Annotated in this window: 6 protein-coding genes and 1 pseudogene; 2 read left to right on the forward strand and 5 right to left on the reverse strand. The window is 66.7% G+C overall.

What is annotated here, in order from left to right; all coding sequences use genetic code 11:
* The 3 genes and pseudogenes from WB508_RS09420 to WB508_RS09430 all read right to left on the reverse strand — a co-directional run.
* Positions 1-117, reverse strand: a pseudogene (locus WB508_RS09420) (DNA-binding response regulator); the annotation flags it as partial.
* The gene (locus tag WB508_RS09425; protein ID WP_423844628.1) at positions 114-1256 is read right to left on the reverse strand and encodes a sensor histidine kinase; all 1143 of its coding nucleotides are present in this window, start codon (positions 1254-1256) and stop codon (positions 114-116) included. The gene WB508_RS09425 and the pseudogene WB508_RS09420, both read right to left, overlap by 4 nt.
* Before the next feature lie 80 nt (positions 1257-1336).
* Complete coding sequence (locus tag WB508_RS09430; RefSeq protein WP_423844629.1) at positions 1337-2257, reverse strand: 1,4-dihydroxy-2-naphthoyl-CoA synthase; 921 nt, start codon at positions 2255-2257, stop codon at positions 1337-1339.
* A 74-nt stretch (positions 2258-2331) separates the two neighbouring features.
* On the opposite strand from WB508_RS09430, the gene WB508_RS09435 reads away from it, so the two are divergent.
* Positions 2332-3225 carry an SDR family oxidoreductase gene (locus tag WB508_RS09435; RefSeq protein WP_423844630.1) on the forward strand — a complete coding sequence of 298 codons (894 nt, stop codon included), beginning with the start codon at positions 2332-2334 and terminating at the stop codon, positions 3223-3225.
* Here the strand turns inward: WB508_RS09435 and WB508_RS09440 are convergent.
* The gene (locus tag WB508_RS09440) at positions 3222-3866 is read right to left on the reverse strand and encodes an amino acid-binding protein (RefSeq protein ID WP_423844631.1); all 645 of its coding nucleotides are present in this window, start codon (positions 3864-3866) and stop codon (positions 3222-3224) included. The two genes, WB508_RS09435 and WB508_RS09440, sit on opposite strands and share 4 nt — an antisense overlap.
* Positions 3867-3921: 55 nt before the next feature.
* On the opposite strand from WB508_RS09440, the gene WB508_RS09445 reads away from it, so the two are divergent.
* Positions 3922-4284: a DUF3817 domain-containing protein gene (locus tag WB508_RS09445; RefSeq protein WP_423844632.1), complete on the forward strand. Its 363-nt coding sequence runs from the start codon at positions 3922-3924 to the stop codon at positions 4282-4284.
* On the opposite strand, the gene WB508_RS09450 is transcribed toward WB508_RS09445, so the two are convergent.
* The coding region (locus tag WB508_RS09450) for a hypothetical protein (protein WP_423844633.1) at positions 4271-4469 on the reverse strand (199 nt) is incomplete at its 5' end. The two genes, WB508_RS09445 and WB508_RS09450, sit on opposite strands and share 14 nt — an antisense overlap.

The following is a 4469-nucleotide window of genomic DNA, read 5'->3' on the forward strand; positions in this document are numbered from 1 at the left end:
CGCCTCGCCCACCACCTCGATCAGCGGCTCGGTCGTCTCGGAGTCCAGCAACGAGCGGAAGCCGCTGCGCACCATGGCCTGGTCGTCGACGAGCAGCACACGTATCGGGGCGCTCACGACGTCACCACCGGAATCGTGGCAGCGACCCGGACCCCGCCGGTCGTCGACGGACTGACCTTCAGCACCCCGCCATAGAGTGCGGCGCGTTCCCGAATCCCGATCAGCCCATGGCCCGTTCCAGCAGACCCGTTCATGCCCCTGCCGTCATCCTCAACCACAACCACGAGCTGCACCTCACTGTGGTCGATCCGCACACTGACCGCTGATGCCTCGGCATGCTTGAGCACGTTGGTCGTCGCTTCCTGAACGATCCGGAACGCCGCGAGATCGAGGCCAGCCGGGAGGGACGTCCATGGTCCGGACCGCGTCAGGTCGACGTCCAGGCCGCTGGCTCGCAGTCCGTCGGCTAATCGATCGAGCTCCGCCAGACCCGGCTGGGGAGCCAAGGGGGTCGCTTGACCCTCGCTGCGGAGAACGCCGAACAACCGCCGAAGCTCGGCCATCGCCTCGCGGGCCGTGTTCTCGATTGCGATGAGATCGTCCACCGAGCGCTGCTGGTCATCGCCGAGCCGACGGCGCACCGCTTGCGCCTGGACCGAAATCACGCTGATGGAGTGGCTGACGATGTCATGTAGCTCTCGGGCGAGCCGGATCCGCTCCTCCGCGGCTGCGGCCACCTCACGCACGGCCTGTTCGCGCTCGATACGGTCCGCTCGAGCGCGGGCCTGGTCCGCCTGGTCGGACCGATGACGAACGATCTGGCCCACGGTCCAGGTGCCACCGACCAGAATCCCCACAGCGGCCACGTCACTGGGTGTGAGCCCACCGTCGGCCAGTCTGAGACCGACCAAGAAGCCGGCGACCGCGATCGCCAGGCCGATCCGGGCGCGGAGTGCCTCGCACTCCCGACCAACGGTGTAGGCCAGCAGTCCGAAGGTAAGGCTGACGCTGAGCTCCCCGTTCGGATCGATGATCGGGCGCACCACCAGAACGATTGTGATCACGAGCAGAGGAAACGCTCGCCGCCATGCCAAGAGCGCCATGGCCGGCACCGCTATCGCGAGGTAACGAATCGGCGAAGCAATCACGGTCGAGGTGAAGGCCTCCACGACAACCAGCGCCACGAAGAGGCAGGCGATCGCCAGATCCACCAGCGACGGGCGCAGGCGAACAGGCATGGAGAAGAGCTCGCGCATGCCGTTCAGACTAAATCAGCGGGTGCGCCTCCGGATCCGTCTTCAGGGGGAGATCGCCGTACCTTCCGCGGGAATCGGCATCAGTAGTACCAAGGGTATTCGCTGAAGTCCGGGGCGCGCTTCTCCAAGAAGGCGTCGCGACCTTCGGCGGCCTCGTCGGTCATGTAGGCCAGACGGGTGGTCTCTCCGAGCAGCACCTGCTGACCGACCAACCCGTCGTCGATCATGTTGAACGAGTACTTCAGCATGCGCTGCGCGGTCGGACTCTTGGCGTTGATTTTTCGGCCCCACTCCAGCGCCTCGGCCTCCAGCTCGGCGTGCGGGACGACCTTGTTGACCATGCCCATCCGATGCGCGTCGGCCGCGGAGTACTCGTCGCCCAGCAAGAAGATCTCGCGGGCGAACTTTTGTCCCACCTGGCGTGCCAGATAGGCCGAGCCGAAACCGCCGTCGAACGACCCGACATCGGCGTCGGTCTGCTTGAACTTGGCGTGCTCGGCCGAGGCAAGCGTCAGGTCAGCGACGACGTGCAGGCTGTGTCCGCCGCCAGCCGCCCAGCCCGGCACCACCGCGATGACGATCTTGGGCATGAAACGGATCAGGCGCTGACACTCCAGGATGTGCAGGCGTCCGAGCTTGCCCTTGTCGACCGTCTGCGGCGCCTCGCCCTCGATCTCGTACTGATAGCCAGCCTTGCCGCGGATTCGCTGGTCGCCGCCGGAGCAGAACGCCCAACCGGCGTCCTTGGGCGACGGCCCGTTGCCAGTGAGCAGCACGCAGCCCACGTCCGAGGAGGTGCGCGCGTGCTCCAACACCGTGAGCAGCTCGTCGACGGTGCCGGGGCGGAAAGCATTGCGCACCTCGGGCCGATCGAAGGCGATACGAACGGTGCCGTGGTCGTTGGCGCGGTGATACGTGAGGTCCTGCAGACCGTCGAAACCGCTGACCGTGGTCCAGGCGGACGCGTCGAAGATCTGCGAGACCGACTCAAGTGAGCTCATGGCGTGAGGCTACCGGGCTGTGATGTCCCCCATGTTTCATGTCATCCTCCAGATACCGTCGGTATCTTGACGACATGGCTCATACCTCGCGCTCCACCTTCTCTGGTCACGTCGTCCTCATCACCGGTGGTGCCCGCGGCATCGGAGCCGGCGTCGCTCGCGGCTACGTCGCCGCCGGCGGCCGAGTCGCTCTTGTCGGGCTGGAGCCCAATCTGCTGACCGATCTCGTGGCCGAGCTGGGAGACAGCGCCGCGTTCTGGGAGGCCGACGTCCGCGACAGCGCCGCACTGAAGGTGGCCATCGATGCCGCGGCCCAGCATTTTGGCCGCATCGACCACGTGCTGGCGAACGCCGGCATCGCGTCGTACGGCACTGTCCGACAGATCGATGATGCGGCGTTCGAGCGAGTGCTCGACATCAACGTCAACGGGGTCTTCCGGACCCTGAAGCACGCGACACCGCACCTGGAGCGCAGCAAGGGTTACGCCCTCACGATCGCCTCGCTCGCTTCGTTCGGACCCATGGCCGGGCTGGCGTCCTACACGGCCAGCAAGGCCGGCGCCGAGACCCTCACGCTGGCCTACAAGCAGGAAGTGGCGCACCTCGGCATCGACGTCGGCGTGTGCCACCCGGGGTGGATCGACACCGACATCGTCCGCGGAGCCGAGGCGGACCTCCCCACCTTCCGCGCGATCCGAGAGAAGCTGCCGTACCCCGCCAACTCCACCACCACGGTCGAGGAGTGCGCCGAGCAGATCCTGCGCGGCTTCGCCAAGCGCAAGGCGCGGGTCTACGTTCCCAAGGGAGTCGGCCTGGCCAACTGGGGCAAGGCGCTGATCAACTCACCCCTCGGCTTCAAGGCCACGCAGAAGGAGGCTGCCGAGAACGTCCCCCAGCTCGAGTCCGAGGTGGAGGCACTGGGCGGCCGGTTTCACCACGCACACGTCCCGAACGCCGACCTGGGCTAGCCGAGCTGCACCGACGCGGCCAACGAGACCATGTGGCCGAGGCGAGCGACTTCTGAGGTGAGGAACTCGGGTCCGCCGTGCCGGCCCACCACGACCACGAACGTGCGGTCGAACCGATCGCGCCCCGGTGCAGCGGCGAGCACGGTCGAATCCCATTCCGACGTGGGGTCCAGCGGTTGCGCATCAGCGATCTGCATCCACCGCTCAGCCGCTGGCACGAGGTCGGGCGACGAGGGAGTCGCCGCTCGGACGGCAACGCGGCCCTCGATGAATTCCACGGCCATGGCCCAGTCGGTGCGGAACGTCGACGGCAGAAGGTCGACCATCGCCTCCACTGCACGTGTCGCCTCGTTGGTGAATCGCTCGACGGCCTCCAGATCCATGCTCAGGTTGGCACCGGCGGTGTAACGGGAAATCCACTGCACCTCGACCCCTGGCAGTTCATGGCATGCCGTGACGAGCGCGTCCGGCATGACGCGTGGCGGGAGGTCCAGCAGCACGTCGTCGACGACGACGCCGTCAGCGCGGTGCTCGATGATCTCGATGGCCTCGATGTCGGCGCCCGCACCACCGAGCGCGGTCGCCAAGGCGCCCAGCGAACCGGGAACGTCAGGCAACGCGACGCGCAGCAGAAAGGCCATATGAGCATTGTCACGGTTCGATGTTTCCTGCAGATGACGCAGGTAGCGTGAGGTCGTGAGTCTCCTCGTGAATGATCAGCACCGCACCACCCGTACCGTCTTTCGCACCGTGGCCGTGGCCGAAGCTGTCTCCTGGGCCCTGCTGCTGTGCGCCATGTATGCCAAGTGGATCGCCGAAGCCGAGCCGTTTGGTCTGCGCGAGGGTGGCGTACCGGTCGCCGGCATGATCCACGGCGTCGTCTTCCTACTGTTCGTGGTCCTCGCGCTCGTCGCCTGGCGCCAATTCGGGTGGGGCATGAGGGTGCTGCTGCTGGCTCTGGTTGCGGCCGTCGTGCCGTTCGCCACCTACGTGTTCGAGGTGCGCGCCGACCGCCACGGACTGCTGGGACCACAGGCCCTTCAGGTCACGTCCGCCTGACGCCGCCGATGCGCAGGTAGCCGGCGGCCAGCACACTGGCAACGGCGAGCACCAGCCCGATCGCCACCGTTACCGCCACGACGCCGTTCGCGTCGAAGTCGAGAAAGTCGTATGGCACGCGGGATGTGGTGGTGTCCGAGACCTGGAACTGCGGTGAGGCGGTCACGGCGCGAATCATCGTGTAG

Origin of the sequence: Aeromicrobium sp. (assembly GCF_049586495.1) — a bacterium.
Classification (GTDB): domain Bacteria; phylum Actinomycetota; class Actinomycetes; order Propionibacteriales; family Nocardioidaceae; genus Aeromicrobium.

What these genes read in the sequence shown, in the direction of transcription:
- WB508_RS09435 (WP_423844630.1), top strand. Translation starts at nt 2,332, where the DNA reads ATGGCTCATACCTCGCGCTCCACCTTCTCTGGTCACGTCGTCCTCATC.
- WB508_RS09425 (WP_423844628.1), bottom strand. Translation starts at nt 1,256, where the DNA reads ATGCGCGAGCTCTTCTCCATGCCTGTTCGCCTGCGCCCGTCGCTGGTG.
- WB508_RS09430 (WP_423844629.1), bottom strand. Translation starts at nt 2,257, where the DNA reads ATGAGCTCACTTGAGTCGGTCTCGCAGATCTTCGACGCGTCCGCCTGG.
- WB508_RS09440 (WP_423844631.1), bottom strand. Translation starts at nt 3,866, where the DNA reads ATGGCCTTTCTGCTGCGCGTCGCGTTGCCTGACGTTCCCGGTTCGCTG.